Raw genomic sequence first — 16,684 nt, forward strand, 5'->3', positions numbered from 1 at the left:
AAGAAAAATATTATATCTCCCTTCAGGGTAAAATTTTACTCTCGATTATAATACTTATTCGCAGAAGTAAATATTTTCACCTATTTAATATACTTGGAGACCAGGGTATTAACAAAAAGGATATTGCCAATACTATCGTACCCTTCAAATAATTCAATTGCTTTTTCTGATTTCATCATGCTTCCGTGAAAACCGATCAACGTTAGGTCTGCTTCTACGGAATACTTATTAATTACTTCTTTTCTACTCACGCCTGTTTCAATAGGCAACACCCTTATATTTTTGGAAGAAATAGGCAGGCGCCCGCTAGACGTGAGTTCAGTTAAATACTCTTTTTCCTGTTTTAAATCCTTTTCAGGAAAAGTCGCAAATATCTTGATTTCACCCTTCTTCCAGTCGGGATGCCCCAGAATTATATAGGAGAGCAAGATCATCAAGTTGACATTTTCATAGTCTTCCTTTCTAATCCAGATATGAATATTTTTCTTATACCCAAAACCTTTGTCAGAACTGGCCAGTATACACAGGTCATATTCAGCAACCTTAAGTAAGCTGTAATTTTGAATAATTTCCAAAAGCCACTCCCGCTCTCCTTTTTTGAATTCAAAGAGCATGGTATTATTTGGCTGCCCGGAGATTCCAGGCTGCTGAATAGCATGCGCAATGGCGCCGGTATTCGAAGGGGAAATAAGAGCTTCAAGAAAAACATTTGATTTGCTGGAGGCAGCCAACTGAATAAGTTTCTGCAGTTTATTATTAGCATCAGCCTTTAATTCATTAGACAGGTAACCTTGTACAAAATGGATAAAAGTGCCAAAACCATATCGATAGGATATCCATTTCATAATTTCCAGAGCACTATACCTTTCGAAACTGTCCTTTGATAAACACACAACAGCAGGTCGCCAGTATTCTTCCGCGGTTTCTTTTTCTGTTTTTTGAAGAAATACCTGCATAGTTCTGCTGAACTGATATATCACCCCCTGGAATATACGAGCCATTCCTTTCTTTTTATCGCCCCTATAAGTGATATAAAAATATAACAACACCATTACCAAAATTGCTGCAATGGCATAGATAGTATTTATTTTAAACATCAGATAAATACACATAATAGCGCCAAAGAGTGAAAAGTACCATTTCGACTTAAAGGAAGGTCTGTATGAGGGATCGGCAGCAAAGTGCTGCAAAAAAGAGATTAGACACAATGAACCGTAAGTCACCATAAAAAACATGGAGATAATTTCGGCTACTGCATTTACATCTCCCATTAATACAAATATCAGGGCAATAATGCTGGTAATGATAGTAGCGTTTCTGGGTTCATTACTGTCTTTTGATCCCCTGGCTACCCAGAAATTAACAAATCTGTTTGGTAAGACTTGATCGCCCCCTATTGCCTGTAATGTCCTGGGAGCTACCATAAAGGATCCTATTGCCGAGGAAATTGTAGCTGCCGCCAGGCCTATTGGAATTATCGGACCCCATAACGCTATCTGACTCATTACCAACTGATCATTCACAAGATCTGAAGGACTGGCCGAAGAAACCAATTTGTAAGCTATAAATATATAAATGATCATCCCTGCAATAGTAGCCGAAAGTGTACCCAAGGGAATTGACTTCTTGGGATTTCTCAAATCACCCGACAGTCCAACGCCTGCGGTCATTCCGGTAAAAGCAGGAAAAATGATGGCAAATACATAAAAAAAGCCTTTGTCTGTCGCTACGTTTTTAAAAATTAATGAATTGTCAAAGACTTCAGAATAAGGGGTAGAGCCCATAAAGAAAAGGATAAGTGATAATGCCAGAATACTAACGACAACATAAAGTGCTTTAACTCCCAAATTAGCACCTTTTGACACCATAAGCCAAATGAGCAGTAATAAAGCCGGAACACTGAACACACGGTTATCATTTAATTCGAATCCAAATACTGAGGTAATCCAGGGCTTAATTGCCTCAAAAGCCTCAGCGAATGCTATCACATAAAAGGCTACACTAATGGCTTGGGATAAATAGAGGGTCAACCCAATCGCTGCCCCGATATTAAACCCGAAGGAACGGGAAATGATAAAATATTCCCCTCCTCCTTCAACTTTCTGATTCGTTGCGATTTCAGCAAGAGCCATTGCCGTGGCAAATGTCACCGAATGGCCAATAAAAATTATTAATAGAGTACCCGTAAAGCCCACCGAGCCTACTGCAAATCCAAATCGAAGGAACATTATAGCCCCCAAAATGGTAGAAATGGCGGTTAAGAATACCGGCAGGGTACCAAAATTCGATTTTGTGGATGCTAGTATATTTGACATCTTTATGAGCTACAAAATGTAAATTCATAATCACAAGACGGACGTCTATTTATTCAACAAAGAGGTCCTTCTCTTAATCTAATTATTCATTTATTCTCCTCATGAAGATAAGAAGATATCTGCAAAGAATATTTATCTTATTTCAGCATATCTTTCTTTATGTAAACAACATTACATACGGAAATTTGAGCCTTGCTCTGGATGGATCCGTACTAAAACTTTATCCCACTCAAGTTGATTAAAAGAGGTTTGGCGAAGTATTACTCACTGCGTTCGTGATCCAGACTCGGCCCGCTGATGCAATTAGAAAATCACACCGCACTTCAGTGCGGTGTATGTTTTTATCCCCTCCATTCGCTCAAACAAGTTCGTTAAGGATTACTCACTGCGTTCGTGATCCAGCGGAAAACCGCTGATGCAAATAGAAAATCCAATGCCGATATATATCGGCATTGATATTTTATATCCGCTAAACACAGGAACAAGTTCCCTGTTTATCGGATATAAAAAATCCACGCGAGTTCGCGTGGATTTTCTGAGTGATGTGGGCCCTACTGGATTCGAACCAGTGACCCCCTGCTTGTAAGGCAGGTGCTCTGAACCAACTGAGCTAAGAGCCCTAAACGGGGTGCAAATATAGAATAGTTTTTTGATACCTAAAATAAAAAAAGTAAAAAATCACAGCACCTCAGCGACCGTAAAATTGCTTCCCCCAACAAAAATCAAATCGTTCTTCCCGGCTGCCTTCTGTGCAGTTTCCAATGCCTGCTTAACAGAACAGGATATTTCACCTTTGAGTCCGAATGCCTTCGCTTTTTCACGCAGAATCTCTGCATCCAATCCCCTTGGAATATCTGGTTTACAAAACAGATAATGGGCGTTTTTAGGAAATAAAGGAAGAATCTGATCGAGGTTTTTCTCCTTAACCATTCCAAGTACAATCCATAATTCCCTATAGTCCTCTTTGAGAAGTTGATCCATAACCAGAGAAAGACCTTCACTGTTGTGTGCAGTATCTGCAATTATCAGGGGTTCCTGCAATAAGACCTGCCAGCGACCTAAAAGTCCGGTGTTTTCCACCACTTTTTGCAGCCCTTCTCTAATATGATCCTCGGTTATATTGTACTGCTCCAATAACTGAATGGTTGCAACCACACCTTTTATATTCCTGTCCTGATAATTTCCCTTCAGGGAAGTTGTAAACTCCTTTTTAACTAAATCTTCCGCAAAAACTAGTTTCGCCTGTTGTTGCTTTGCCACCTGGGTAAAAACTTCGAGGGTTTCGTTTTGTTTCTCACTAACCACCACCGGAGTATATGGCTTAATTATTCCTGCTTTTTCGTATGCTATTTTTTCAACAGAATCTCCGAGCAAATCAGCATGATCCGTTCCGATGTTAGTGATCAGGGAGACTTCCGGGGAAATGATATTAGTTGAATCAAGTCGTCCCCCCAATCCTACCTCCACAATGGCAATATCTACCTTTTCCTTTGAGAATAAATCGAACGCAAGTGCAACGGACATCTCAAAAAACGACATCCGGTTCTTCGTTATATAAATTTTATTTTCTGAAATGAATTTGACTACCCTTTCTTCAGAGATCATTTGCCCGTCAATCCGGATACGTTCCCGAAAATCTTTTAAATGTGGCGAAGTGTATAAGCCCGTTTTGTAACCTGCTTCCTGAAGTATGGATGCAAGCATATGACTCGAAGATCCCTTCCCATTGGTTCCGGCAACGTGGATACTTTTAAAAGTGAGGTGTGGTTCTCCTAAATGAGTGGCGAAGGCCTGTATTCCCTGAAGTTTACCGTTGTACGCGCTAGCACCTTTGTGCTGGTACATTGGAAGTTGAGCAAACATCCAATCCAAGGTGTCGCGATAGGTCATCTATTATTCGCCTAATTTAAAGTTGACCACAACAAAACCGATTTGTTGACTAGGAGCTTTCTGATCGAGATTCCAGCGGTGAAGAAATGCTGTTTTCCTTGCCGGTTCTGTAAGACAGGGATGGTTATTGGTTGTACCTTTTACCCCCGGTTGAGCATCGATCACTTTTCCGTTTCGGTCTACAACAATTCTGACAACTACCCTACCTTCTTCGTTACATTCCTGCTGGACTTTCCCCTGGTTGACAAGAGATCTGCCTTTGAGGCCGTACCCGCCGGTTCCGCTTCCCGAACCCGGACTACCGTAATAACTATTGGCATAGGGATTTCCATCTGCCCGACCTTTGTCGCCAGGTAATTCATCATCACCTTCATTTCCCTGTGCGGTCCCATCAGCATTATTTATTCCGCCCATAAGGGCATCTAATTCTCTTTTCTTTGCCTCTTTTTCTAGTCGGGCCTTTTCAAGGGCGGCCTGCCGCTCCCTTTCGGCTCGTTCTTCTTCCCTTTTTTTCTTTTCTGCAGCTTCTTCAGCCTTTCTCTGGGCTTCCTTTTGTTTTTCAATTTTAACAGCCTCTTCCCTTTCCTGGGTGAGCAGTTCTTCAGCTTCTTTATCGGGAGCTGCCTCTTCCTGAGGTTCTTCTATTTCCTCGACCACTTCTTCCTCTTTTTCAGCTTCTGTTATTTCGGGAGTTTCACTTTGTTTTGGCTGCAGTATTTCCTTTGGTTGATCTCGTCCTGACCCATAATCCATACTTCCGAAGTCGACCGTAATCCCATTTTCAATGGGAGGATCCATATATGTCAGGCCAATATAGAATAACAATAGGAGGAGTGCACTTAACACGAATACGGTAAGTGAGAATGACTTTTTCTTGTGTCTCGTATCCAGGAACGACATTAATTAGGTCGCACGGCAAGGATCACCTTGTAATTATTCTTATTGGCAATGTCCATGACATTGACGGCCTCCTTAATGGCGACACTTTCCTCTGCCCTCAGAATAATGGTGGGGTTCTCTTTCCCTTCCAGTGCTTTTTTTAATTCAATTTCAATATAGGCTCCGTTAATCTGCTGCTTGTCTACAAAATATTCCAGGTTCTTATTAATGGAAACTGAAACATTTTGGGTATTGGTCGATTTCCCTTTGGCCTTAGGCAAAAGTAAATCAAGTGCATTGGGTGAATTTGCGGTCAACATAAAAAAGATAAGCAGGAGAAATACTATGTCTGTCATAGAAGACATACTAAATTCCGGGCTGATCTTATTTCTACCTTTCAATTTCATGGTGCTACTTTAAACAGGTTCGTTGAGTAGATCGAGGAAGTCAACCGCATTTGCTTCCATCTTATGGATCACTTTATCGGTTCGGTTTACAAGGTGATTATACCCCATATAGGCAATAATACCGACAACCAATCCGGCCACAGTTGTTGTCATTGCCGTATAAATCCCCGAGGCAAGGGCGCCCATTTCTGCCTGGCCACCACTACTGGCCATTTGATGGAAGGCCAAAATCATCCCTATTACTGTTCCCAGGAATCCAATCATGGGTGCTGCACCGGCTACCGTTGCCAGTATATTCACGTTTTTTTCAAGCTTATATACCTCCAGGGTACCAGCGTTTTCAATGGCAGCATTGATATCGTCCAGAGGTTTTCCAATCCGCGAAACCCCTTTTTCAGTGAGACGTGCAACCGGAGAATCTGTTTGCGCACAAAGGATCTTAGCGGCTTCCAGTTTCCCGTTCATCACGTGGTCCCTGATCTGGTTCATAAAATTCTTGTCGATGGTGGAAGCTGCTTTGATAGCCAACAGTCTTTCAAAATAGATATATAAAGCTACTGCAAGCATCGCAAACAATACGGAAATGATCACGATACTTCCCGTGCCTCCGCTGAGGATCAAATCGATGACCGAAAGTGTTTTCTCTTCGGATATTACCTCCCCTGCCTGGACATCATTAGCCAGATCTTGAAATATTATCATAGGTATTCTCTTAGTTAATTTGCCCCTATAACGGAGTTATGAAGATTTAATTATGCATTCAACACTAAATTTCTTATAAGTATAAAACAAGCTGCTCCAGAGACAAACCCTACGAGAGCCAACCACGCTATTTTGCGGAAGTACCAGAAGAAATCTATTTTTTCCATTCCCATCGCTACCACCCCTGCGGCTGAGCCTATAATGAGCATGCTTCCACCTGTTCCTGCTGAATACGCAATAAAATGCCATACAGAATCATCCATGGGTATTGAAAACATACCCATACTGGCTGCCACCAGGGGAACGTTGTCAATAATTGCCGAACCCACGCCAAGAATCATTATAACCAAGTCAGAAACTGACTGATTCATAGATTCTGAGCCCATCATGGGCATCGTTTTATCGAGTACTTCGGCAAATTCGAATAGCATCCCGAGGGATTCCAGTGCTGCTACTGCCAAAAGAATTCCGAGAAAGAAAAGAATACTGGGTAGCTCTATTTTAGAAAGTGATGAATGCACCGGACTGTGATGTGAAGCTTCATCAGAAACTGCATCAACGGAAGAAATACTAAATTTTGCATTACTGTATATCTCAGCGAAAGTAGCAACTACTGCCAAAGACAACATCATCCCTACATAAGGAGGAAGATGAGTAATGGTCTTGAAAAAAGGCACAAATACAATAGATCCCAGTCCGAGGTATAACATTGTAGCACCATAGGGCGATTTGGGAATTTCCTTTTCCTCCAGATCACCTTCTATTTCTCCTTGAAAGACCTTGTAACGGAGTGCAAAAAGCACCGGAACGACCATACAGACCACCGATGGAATAAATACATGTTCAATAAGCTGCCATGCGCTTACTTTATTGGCAATCCACAACATAGTTGTAGTTACATCTCCGATAGGAGACCAGGCCCCTCCGGCATTCGCAGCGATAATAATCATACCTGCAAACCAAAGTCGAAGCTCCCTGTCTTTGATCACCTTCTGTAAAATTGTAACTAAAACAATAGTCGCAGTAAGGTTGTCGATGATGGCCGAAAGAATAAAGGCCAGGATGGAAAATAGCCATAAGAGTTTTGACTTCTTTTTAGTACGTATATACCCTTTTATCGTAGCGAACCCATCAAAATAATCGATGATCTCTACAATTGTCATTGCACCTAATAAGAAAACCAATATTTCTGCAGTTTTACCCAGATGATGCAGTAGCATTTCATCAATATGTGAGGGCTCCAATTCCTTTAAATCTGCATTAACTTCAAAAACAGGCATATGCGTAAGTGCAATAATCGCCCACAGAATAGCCATCATCGCCAAAGCGGGAATCAGCTTATCTATTTTTAAATTATGCTCTAAAGTAATTGCCAAATATCCTGCTACGAAGATGATAATGATAATGGTTTCCATATCAAATTGGTTTTTATAGTAGTTGTTTCAATGCTATTTCAAAAGCGGTCTTGCTGATGTTGGTTCTAGTATGATTTTGTTTAAAGATATTCAAAATTGCTTTTCTGATGACATCGGAGGTATCATTAAATATTAATTCATCCTCCATAGCCACTCTTCCTTCCATAAAATAAGCAAAAACTCTGGCCATTCCACAATTGGAAATAAAATCAGGGATAAGGCTTACTTTTTCATCTGTGAATTCCATTATGGGACCGAAAAAAATCTCTTTATCGGCAAACGGGACGTTGGCACCACAGGAAATGACCTCCAGACCAGTATCGATCATCTGGGTAATTTGATCCTTTGTAATGAGTCGGGAAGCCGCACAAGGGGCAAATATTTCTGTAGGAAGGCTCCAGATCCGCTCGTTCATTTCTTCAAATGGTATCATCCTGTCGGCATCAGCAATCAATGTATTTCCCTTTTTGTGCAGGAAAAAATATTTGATCTCATCAAAAGAAAAACCATCTTCCTTGATCACACCGCCTTCGCGGTCTATGATTCCGACTACTTTAGCACCCATTTGGGCGAGGTAAAAAGCTGCTGCAGCACCCACATTTCCGAATCCCTGAACGACTGCTTTTTTGCCGATTACAGACCCCCCGTAAATATCGTAGTAATGCCGAATGGCCTCTGCGACCCCAAAACCGGTGATCATATCTGCAACCGTGTATTTCTTTGAGGTATCAGGGGAATGCACTGCACTCTCCAGTACTTTGATAACGCCTAGTCTAAGCTGACCAATCCTGTTGATTTTATCTGCCTCGGTTGGTTTGAAATGGCCATTGAAAACGCCTTCCTGCGGATGCCAAACTCCGGCATCTTCGGTAATCGGGATCACCTCATGTATCTCATCAACATTGAGGTCACCACCAGTACCGTAGTAACTCTTAAGTAAAGGGGAAACAGCCCTGTACCAGCGTTCCAGTACACCCCTTTTCCTCGGATCGTTGGGATTAAAATTTATACCCGACTTTGCCCCGCCTATAGGAGGACCAGACACTGTGAACTTAACCTCCATTGTTTTTGCAAGAGACAGTACCTCGTTCATATCAAGGCCTTCACGCATTCGCGTACCCCCTCCGGCAGCTCCTCCTCGAAGAGAATTGATCACTGTCCAGCCTTCCGCTTCCGTTTCGGGGTCTTTCCAATTAAAAACTATTTCAGGAGCTCTGTCTTCGTACTGCTTTAAAAGATCTTTCATTAAATAAGGATTAGATTATGAGTTGTAATACTTCTGCCCGGACAGCCCATTGTTATGGCCTTGGATGTGATTTAAGCTAGTGTTGTCTCATAATATAATGCAGATTTATCCTTACGCTTCAGTCTGCAACAAATATAAAAATATTGCCCGGGTATAAAAGGTTTTCATCCTGTCCTTCTGCAAATACGCAAGATTTAATTGTGAGATTCTCAAATTGGCTATATAATCATTGAATAATATCTAATCTAGATGTATATTTGTAAGCCTTTTTTAACAATATAATAAGCAGTATGGATTTTACGCTTTCCGAAGAACAATTGATGATACAGCAGGCTGCACGTGATTTTGCACAGCAGGAATTACTTCCCGGAGTAATAGAACGAGATGAAGAACAAAAGTTTCCTGCCGCCCAGGTTAAAATGATGGGTGACCTTGGTTTTATGGGGATGATGGTTGATCCAGAGTACGGGGGAAGTGGCCTTGATACACTTTCTTATGTCCTTGTTATGGAAGAACTTTCGAAAGTGGATGCGTCTGCTTCGGTTATCGTATCTGTAAACAATTCATTGGTTTGCTGGGGCCTTGAGACTTTCGGGACAAAGGAACAAAAGGAAAAATATTTGAAACGACTAGCTACCGGCGAGATCATTGGAGCGTTTTGCCTTTCCGAGCCCGAGGCAGGAAGTGATGCCACATCTCAGAAAACGACTGCTATAGATAAGGGCGATCACTATCTGTTGAATGGCACAAAGAACTGGATCACAAACGGTAGTTCTGCCGATGTATACCTGGTGATTGCTCAGACAGACGTTAAGAAAAAACATAAAGGCATCAATGCCCTGATCGTTGAAAAAGGTATGGAAGGGTTTGAGATTGGGCCAAAAGAGAATAAGTTAGGAATACGCGGAAGTGATACTCATTCTCTAAACTTCAACGACGTAAAAGTACCCAAGGAAAATAGGATAGGAGAAGACGGATTTGGCTTTAAATTTGCCATGAAGACGCTTGCCGGTGGCCGGATTGGAATTGCTGCACAGGCCTTAGGTATTGCGGCGGGAGCCTACGAACTGGCCAAAAAATACTCAAAGGAGAGAAAAGCATTCGGTACCGAAATCATGAATCACCAGGCTATCGCCTTCAAACTGGCTGATATGCACACGCAGATAGAGGCCGCCAGATTTCTGGTTTACAAAGCCGCCTGTGACAAAGACCGGCATGAAAATTATGATCTTTCCGGGGCGATGGCTAAACTTTATGCTTCTCAAGTAGCTATGGAAACTACCGTAGAAGCTGTTCAAATTCACGGTGGGAATGGGTTTGTAAAAGACTACCATGTAGAACGGCTGATGAGAGATGCCAAAATCACTCAGATTTATGAAGGAACTTCGGAAATTCAGAAGATTGTAATTTCGCGGAGTGTTCTCAGAGATTAACAACTTCAAAGGTTAATTCATTAATTATAATATCCTTATTAAAAGACCCCATTGAGGGTCTTTTTTCAATTTCCCCGATTGTGAAAAAACCATAAAAAAGAGGTTAAATATTCTATTTTGCATTTTTTTCAACAAAAAATTATGCACGATGTATTTTTCACCCTAAATGGCTTTAAACACTACATGATTCTTAGTGTTTTTGATATTTTTGGTAAAATACACTAAAGTGATGTTGAAGAAGCAAGGATTGTATTTACCGGAGTTTGAACACGACAACTGCGGTGCCGGGTTTATCTGTAGCCTTAAAGGAAAAAAATCCAACGATATTATCCATAAGGCCCTGGAAATTTTGGATAAGCTAGAACACAGGGGTGCTGTTAGTGCAGATGGTAAAACCGGAGATGGGGCAGGAATCCTTATAGATATTCCCCATCAGTTCTTTAAGGAGGTCTGTAATTTTGAATTGCCGGAACCCGGAGAGTATGCTACCGGGAATGTCTTCCTTCCTAAAAAGGAGAACCAGCGCGAGTTCTGCATCTCTATCCTTGAAGGGGAGATCAAAAGACAGGGACTGCAACTCCTGGGTTGGCGCGACGTACCTGTTAACAGAGGAGTGCCCGGCAGAATGGCTTCTGAAACAGAACCCTATGTAAAGCAGATATTTGTAGGAAAAGGCTCTGAAGAAGAGGATATAGCCACTTTAAATCGAAAGTTGTTCATCGCCCGAAAGATAACAGAGCATACAGTAATCAACTCTAAACTCTCTGAAAGCAAGTTTTTCTACATCCCAAGTCTTTCTACCAAAATCATCATTTTTAAAGGGCTATTGATGCCCCAGGATATCAAATTATACTACAAAGACCTAATGGATCCGCGGGTAGTGACCAGATTGGCTTTGGTTCACCAACGGTTTTCTACCAACACCTTTCCTACCTGGGACCTGGCACAGCCTTTCAGATATATGTGTCACAATGGAGAAATCAACACCCTCAGAGGAAATGTAACGAGAATGCGATCCAGGGAAGCATTAATGGAAAGTCCGCTTTTTGGACCTGAAATAAAGAAAATACTCCCGATTATCCTGCCCGGTAAATCCGATTCTGCCACTATGGACATGGTGGTAGAACTGCTGCTGATGACAGGTCGCTCTCTCCCGGAAGTAATGATGATGCTGGTTCCTGAAGCCTGGGAAAAGAATATTGAAATGTCTGAGGCAAAAAAAGCCTTTTACGAGTATAACTCCTGCGTTATGGAGCCCTGGGATGGACCGGCTTCTATACCATTTACGGATGGCAACTACATAGGGGCAGTCTTAGACAGAAACGGACTCCGACCATCGAGATATTCGGTGACCAAAGATGATTATGTAATCATGTCATCAGAAACCGGAGTACTAGACATTGCGCCGGAAAATATTGAGTATCACGGGCGACTTGAGCCAGGAAGGATGTTCCTTGTCAACATGGAAGAAGGAAGGATTGTCAACGATGCTGAAATAAAGGAGGAAATAGCAAAACGGCATCCCTACAAAAAGTGGCTCGAAGCAAATTTGGTACATCTGAGAGACATTCCCTATAACGATTGCCCTCTGTTTCTTGGAGAAGAATCGGTAGAAACGAGAAAGGCGATTTTTGGGTACACCCTTGAGGATATCAATACTATCATCCTGCCGATGGGTAAAAATGCAAAAGAACCTATTGGTTCTATGGGATCGGATACCCCAATTGCGGTTTTATCAGAACGTCCCCAACTTATTTACAACTATTTCAAACAATTATTCGCTCAGGTTACCAACCCCCCACTGGATGGAATCCGGGAAGAACTCATTACTGATATCAGTTTAACTCTGGGGACAGACCGGAATATTTTTGACATTACCGAACTGCATTGTCGCAAACTCAAGATCCAGAATCCGGTCATCTCCAAAGAAGACCTGGACAAGATTAAAAATTACGACGCCAGTCCGGATTACAAAGTAGTATCCATATCTGTCCTATACGATATCGAAAGAGGGCACAACGGGCTGGAAGACTCTTTGGAATCAATCTTAAAACAAGCATCAGATGCTATAGACCATGGGGCAAATATTATCATTCTTTCTGACAGGTTTGTCAGCAAGAAAAAAGCACCCATTCCAGCCTTACTGGCCTGTTCCTTTGTCAATAGTGGTTTACAGCGTCTTGGGAAGCGTTCTAATCTAAGTATTATTATAGAATCGGCAGAACCGAGAGAGGTTCATCATTTCGCCTTATTATTCGGATTTGGAGCAAGCGCAATAAATCCTTACCTGGTAAATGAAATTATAGGGGAACAAATAGAAGAGAATGACATTACTGAATACACTTTTGATGAAGCAATAAAAAATTACAATAAGGCTATTGGAAAAGGGATTGTGAAGGTGATGAATAAAATAGGTATTTCCACCTTGAATTCATATCGCGGATCTCAACTATTCGAATGTATCGGTCTTAACACGAATGTGGTAAATACATATTTTCCGAATACTCCTACCAGGATTCAGGGAATTGGATTGTATGAAATAGAGAAAGAGATCGCTAAACGCCATAAAAAAGCGTATGCAGATAAATATGTAGCGGCTAATCTTGATGTAGAGATAGGCGGGGAATACCGCTGGAGACGGGGTGGTGAAAAACATATGTTCAATCCTCTCACCATCGCCAAACTACAGAAATCGGTTAGAAATAACGAACCGGATACCTACAAAGAGTATTCAAAGATTGTAAATGAACAATCGCGAGAGCTGATGACACTCAGGGGGCTTTTTGAATTTACGAATTACGATCCCATCCCGATAGATGATGTGGAACCCTGGACCAATATTGTAAAGCGCTTTAAAACAGGAGCGATGTCTTATGGTTCTATTAGCAAGGAAGCTCATGAAAATCTCGCGATTGCCATGAACCGAATTGGGGGAAAAAGCAATTCCGGTGAAGGAGGGGAAGATGCCGAAAGATTTTACAAGAATCAATCGGGCGACTGGCGAAATAGTGCTATTAAGCAAGTCGCATCCGGTAGGTTTGGAGTCACTTCCAATTACCTGACCAATGCACAGGAGATTCAGATAAAAATGGCACAGGGCGCCAAGCCCGGTGAAGGGGGACAGTTACCCGGACCGAAGGTCAATCCATCAATTGCTAAGACCAGGAATTCAACACCATATGTTGGGCTCATTTCACCCCCGCCTCATCACGATATTTACTCTATCGAGGATCTTTCACAATTAATTTACGATCTGAAATCAGCAAATCGTGAAGCAAGGATCAATGTAAAATTGGTCTCAGAAGTAGGAGTGGGAACTGTTGCAGCCGGAGTTGCAAAAGCCAAGGCCGATGTCATCCTTATTTCCGGATTTGATGGTGGTACCGGAGCCTCACCTCTCACCTCCTTAAAACACGCCGGACTTCCATGGGAACTCGGAATTGCAGAGGCACAGCAAACCCTGGTAATGAATGATCTCAGGAATCGGGTGGTCCTGGAATGTGATGGTCAATTGAAAACGGGAAGAGACGTTGCGGTAGCCTGTTTACTCGGGGCAGAAGAATTTGGATTTGCCACTGCACCCCTTGTGGCTTCAGGTTGTATTATGATGCGAGTTTGCCATCTTAACACCTGCCCGGTGGGTATCGCTACACAAAATCCTGAGTTGCGAAAGAAGTTTGAAGGAAAACCAGAACACGTTGTAAACTATATGTACTTCGTGGCACAGGAATTACGCGAGATCATGGCAAAGCTCGGTTTCAGGACCATTAGTGAAATGGTAGGCCAGGTGCAGAAACTCAACAGGAATAAGGCGATTGATCACTATAAGGCCAATGGCCTGGATCTTACCCCTATTTTACATAAGATCGATGTTACACAGGGAACAAAACTGTACAATACCCAACAACAGGAACACCATGTAAAGGATTCCATGGAGTTCGAAATTATCTCAAAGGCTCATCCTTCACTTTTCAGAAAAGAAAAAACCAGTCTGGACTTCTCTATCCACAATACAGATCGGGCGGTTGGAGCCATAATAAGCAATGAGATTTCCAAAATCTACGGGGCCGAGGGTCTCCCTGATAATACCTTAAAACTAAACTTCACCGGTTCAGCCGGACAGAGCTTTGGTGCTTTTGCCACTAAAGGTCTTACCATGATCGTCAATGGAAATACAAATGATTATTTGGGAAAAGGTTTAAGTGGAGCAAAACTGATTATTAAAATACCGGCAAAGTCGACATTAAAGCCTGAAGAAAATATTATCACAGGTAACGTAACTCTTTATGGGGCGACATCCGGAGAAGCTTACATCAATGGCAAAGCAGGAGAACGATTTTGTGTGCGGAATTCAGGGGCCATTGCCGTAGTTGAAGGAATTGGCGACCATGGATGTGAATATATGACAGGGGGTACAGCCGTTATTCTGGGTGAGGTAGGAAGAAACTTCGGTGCCGGAATGAGTGGAGGAATTGCTTACATTCTGGATGATAAGAAAACTTTTGAGAAGAGGTGCAATAAGGAAGCCTTAAATCTCCTTCCCGTTGAGGATAATAAGGATGTTGAAATGTTGAAAAGCCTGATTGAAAATCATTACAATGCGACTTTCAGTCCGCTTGCTCAGCGCATTTTAGAGAACTGGGAAAATTATCTGCCGAAATTTATAAAGGTATTCCCAGAGGAATACAGGCAGGCACTTTTAAGGTTAGAGGAAGAAAAATTACAAATTACATAGGACGATAGCATGGGAAAAATCACAGGATTTTTGGAGTACGAAAGAAAGACAGAGCCCTATAAACCGGTAGACCAGCGAATTAAAAATTTCAGGGAGTTTACCGTCCCGATGAAAGAAAAGGAACTCAAGGAGCAGGGGGCGCGATGTATGGATTGCGGAATTCCCTTTTGCCATAGTGGGTGTCCGCTGGGAAACCTGATACCGGATTTTAACGATGCGGTATACAGGGGTAAATGGGAAAAAGCAGCAGAAATTTTGCATGCCACGAATAACTTCCCAGAGTTTACTGGGAGGCTGTGTCCTGCCCCCTGTGAGGAAGCATGTGTTCTTGGAATTAATGAGGATCCTGTTTCCATTGAGAATATTGAAAAAAATATTGTTGAAACGGCCTTTAAGAAAGGTTGGATTAATGCCGTCCCTCCCGAATCAAGAACAGGCAAGAAAGTGGCAGTAATAGGATCGGGACCTGCAGGCCTGGCAGCTGCCCAGCAATTGAACCGTGCTGGTCATTTAGTGACTGTTTATGAAAGGGATGAAAAGCCGGGAGGATTACTGCGCTATGGCATTCCGGATTTTAAAATGGAAAAACACATCATTGACAGACGACTAAAGGTCCTTGAAGATGAAGGCATTGAATTTAAGTGCGGCATTCATGTTAGTAAGGACATTTCCGCTGAGGAATTAAAAGAGCGTTTTGATGCCCTGGTACTTTGCGGTGGGGCAACAGTACGCAGAAACCTACCTATTGAAGGATCTGAATTAAAAGGAGTCGTACAGGCCATGGACTTCCTGGCTCAAAATAACCGGAGAGTGGATGGACAGAAGAAATTCAAAGGGGAAATTAAAGCGACGGATAAGAATGTAATTGTCATAGGTGGCGGTGATACGGGATCTGACTGTATAGGAACATCCTTTAGACAGGGAGCAAAATCGGTTACCAATTTTGAGATTTTAAACAAACCATCTTCCGAAAGACCTCAGGATCAACCCTGGCCTTTCTGGCCAATGCGTTTAAGAACGAGTTCGTCTCACAAGGAGGGAGCTGAGCGTTTTTTCAGTATTTCTACCAAGAAATTTGTCGGGGATAAAGATGGTAATCTTACGGCATTGATTACTTCTGAGGTAGAGTGGATCAAACAACCGGGGGAACGACCTGTATTGAAGGAAATCGAAGGAACTGAAAAAGAATGGCCCTGTGACCTGGCTTTACTCGCTCTTGGATTCACGGGTTCGGAACTGACATTGGCTGATCAGTTGGGCCTGGAAGTTGATCCTCGCACTAACATTAAAGCATCTGTTAAGGATTATCAGTCTAATGTTCCAGGGGTGTTCGTCGCCGGGGACCAGAGACGCGGTCAATCTTTAATTGTATGGGCTATTTCTGAAGGAAGACAGGCTGCATATCACGTTGATACTTTCCTAATGGGTTCTTCCTCCTTACCGCTGAAGGGAGAAGGAGATTTACCCCGTATTTAGGTTTCTGAGTACTTTTTTCAGGATTATTTTTAAAGAACAATTGATCTCAAAATTCCCCAGGCAGTATTCTGATAGGAAGATGCAGGGTTAGACCTTATATTCTATGCATGGGGGTAAAGGGACGAATGTCCCCCGGGGGGAATATAAATCTGACTTGTCATAAAGGGGCTTTTGCTTCTGTTTCTT

10 protein-coding genes and 1 tRNA gene are annotated in these 16,684 nt (G+C 42.2%); 3 read left to right on the forward strand and 8 right to left on the reverse strand.

Going from position 1 to position 16,684, the window contains the following annotated elements:
* Positions 1-80: 80 nt before the first annotated feature.
* From AB8P51_RS12335 to AB8P51_RS12370, 8 genes are all read right to left on the reverse strand, one after another.
* The gene (locus AB8P51_RS12335; protein WP_369749134.1) at positions 81-2,315 is read right to left on the reverse strand and encodes a hypothetical protein; all 2,235 of its coding nucleotides are present in this window, start codon (positions 2,313-2,315) and stop codon (positions 81-83) included.
* A 545-nt stretch (positions 2,316-2,860) separates the two neighbouring features.
* A tRNA-Val gene (locus tag AB8P51_RS12340) sits at positions 2,861-2,935 on the reverse strand.
* Positions 2,936-2,993: 58 nt separating this feature from the next.
* Positions 2,994-4,205, reverse strand: a complete 1,212-nt coding sequence (locus AB8P51_RS12345; RefSeq protein ID WP_369749135.1) for a folylpolyglutamate synthase/dihydrofolate synthase family protein — start codon at positions 4,203-4,205, stop codon at positions 2,994-2,996.
* Positions 4,206-4,208: 3 nt separating this feature from the next.
* A complete protein-coding gene (locus tag AB8P51_RS12350; RefSeq protein ID WP_369749136.1) occupies positions 4,209-5,105 on the reverse strand; it encodes an energy transducer TonB in 897 nt (298 codons plus the stop codon).
* Entirely contained in the window at positions 5,105-5,491 is a 387-nt protein-coding gene (locus tag AB8P51_RS12355; RefSeq protein ID WP_369749137.1) for an ExbD/TolR family protein, read from the reverse strand. Before AB8P51_RS12355 ends, AB8P51_RS12350 begins: the two co-directional genes overlap by 1 nt.
* Positions 5,492-5,500: 9 nt before the next feature.
* On the reverse strand, positions 5,501-6,193 hold the full coding sequence (locus AB8P51_RS12360; RefSeq protein ID WP_369749138.1) for a MotA/TolQ/ExbB proton channel family protein: 693 nt from the start codon (positions 6,191-6,193) through the stop codon (positions 5,501-5,503).
* Positions 6,194-6,243: 50 nt separating this feature from the next.
* Positions 6,244-7,608: a sodium:proton antiporter NhaD gene (gene nhaD, locus AB8P51_RS12365; RefSeq protein WP_369749139.1), complete on the reverse strand. Its 1,365-nt coding sequence runs from the start codon at positions 7,606-7,608 to the stop codon at positions 6,244-6,246.
* Between the two features lie 13 nt (positions 7,609-7,621).
* On the reverse strand, positions 7,622-8,854 hold the full coding sequence (locus AB8P51_RS12370) for a Glu/Leu/Phe/Val dehydrogenase dimerization domain-containing protein (RefSeq protein WP_369749140.1): 1,233 nt from the start codon (positions 8,852-8,854) through the stop codon (positions 7,622-7,624).
* A gap of 290 nt (positions 8,855-9,144) precedes the next feature.
* Here AB8P51_RS12370 and AB8P51_RS12375 point away from each other — a divergent pair, with 290 nt between their 5' ends.
* The 3 genes from AB8P51_RS12375 to AB8P51_RS12385 all read left to right on the forward strand — a co-directional run bounded on the left by AB8P51_RS12375 (position 9,145) and on the right by AB8P51_RS12385 (position 16,498).
* Entirely contained in the window at positions 9,145-10,287 is a 1,143-nt protein-coding gene (locus tag AB8P51_RS12375; protein WP_369749141.1) for an acyl-CoA dehydrogenase, read from the forward strand.
* Between the two features lie 229 nt (positions 10,288-10,516).
* Positions 10,517-15,022 (forward strand): glutamate synthase large subunit, encoded by a 4,506-nt coding sequence (gene gltB, locus AB8P51_RS12380; protein WP_369749142.1) that lies wholly within the window; start codon positions 10,517-10,519, stop codon positions 15,020-15,022.
* Positions 15,023-15,031: 9 nt separating this feature from the next.
* Positions 15,032-16,498 (forward strand): glutamate synthase subunit beta, encoded by a 1,467-nt coding sequence (locus AB8P51_RS12385; protein ID WP_369749143.1) that lies wholly within the window; start codon positions 15,032-15,034, stop codon positions 16,496-16,498.
* Positions 16,499-16,684: the final 186 nt, after the last annotated feature.

This window comes from Muriicola sp. SD30 (assembly GCF_041205185.1).
Taxonomy (GTDB): Bacteria; Bacteroidota; Bacteroidia; order Flavobacteriales; family Flavobacteriaceae; genus Muriicola.

Excerpts from the sequence above, each read along its gene's own strand:
- gltB (WP_369749142.1), top strand. The coding sequence starts at position 10,517 with ATGTTGAAGAAGCAAGGATTGTATTTACCGGAGTTTGAACACGACAAC.
- AB8P51_RS12350 (WP_369749136.1), bottom strand. The coding sequence starts at position 5,105 with ATGTCGTTCCTGGATACGAGACACAAGAAAAAGTCATTCTCACTTACC.
- AB8P51_RS12385 (WP_369749143.1), top strand. The coding sequence starts at position 15,032 with ATGGGAAAAATCACAGGATTTTTGGAGTACGAAAGAAAGACAGAGCCC.
- AB8P51_RS12345 (WP_369749135.1), bottom strand. The coding sequence starts at position 4,205 with ATGACCTATCGCGACACCTTGGATTGGATGTTTGCTCAACTTCCAATG.
- AB8P51_RS12375 (WP_369749141.1), top strand. The coding sequence starts at position 9,145 with ATGGATTTTACGCTTTCCGAAGAACAATTGATGATACAGCAGGCTGCA.
- AB8P51_RS12355 (WP_369749137.1), bottom strand. The coding sequence starts at position 5,491 with ATGAAATTGAAAGGTAGAAATAAGATCAGCCCGGAATTTAGTATGTCT.
- AB8P51_RS12335 (WP_369749134.1), bottom strand. The coding sequence starts at position 2,315 with ATGTCAAATATACTAGCATCCACAAAATCGAATTTTGGTACCCTGCCG.
- AB8P51_RS12370 (WP_369749140.1), bottom strand. The coding sequence starts at position 8,854 with ATGAAAGATCTTTTAAAGCAGTACGAAGACAGAGCTCCTGAAATAGTT.
- nhaD (WP_369749139.1), bottom strand. The coding sequence starts at position 7,608 with ATGGAAACCATTATCATTATCATCTTCGTAGCAGGATATTTGGCAATT.
- AB8P51_RS12360 (WP_369749138.1), bottom strand. The coding sequence starts at position 6,193 with ATGATAATATTTCAAGATCTGGCTAATGATGTCCAGGCAGGGGAGGTA.